Annotated in this window: 1 pseudogene; it reads left to right on the top strand. The window is 69.0% G+C overall.

What is annotated here, in order from left to right:
- Positions 1 to 242: pseudogene (locus KVT44_RS56700) on the top strand (hypothetical protein); the annotation flags it as partial.

Genomic DNA, 242 nt, shown 5'->3' on the forward strand with positions numbered 1-242 from the left:
GGTCGGCAGAGCACGGGACTCACCACCTCGATGCCGTCTACGACGCGGTGCTGTTCGACATGGACGGCGTGGTCACGAACACCGCCGCGATCCATGCCGCCGCGTGGAAGCAGCTGTTCGACGAGGTGCTGCGAGACCCGCGTGTGCAGGTGGACGACCCCGACACGACCTTCGACCCGGCCGCCGACTGCCGCCGCTATGTGGACGGGCGAACCCGCGAGGACGGGGTATCGGCGTACCTG

The sequence above is a fragment of the Streptomyces sp. GbtcB7 genome (genome assembly GCF_019091445.1).
Classification (GTDB): Bacteria; Actinomycetota; Actinomycetes; order Streptomycetales; family Streptomycetaceae; genus Streptomyces; species Streptomyces mirabilis.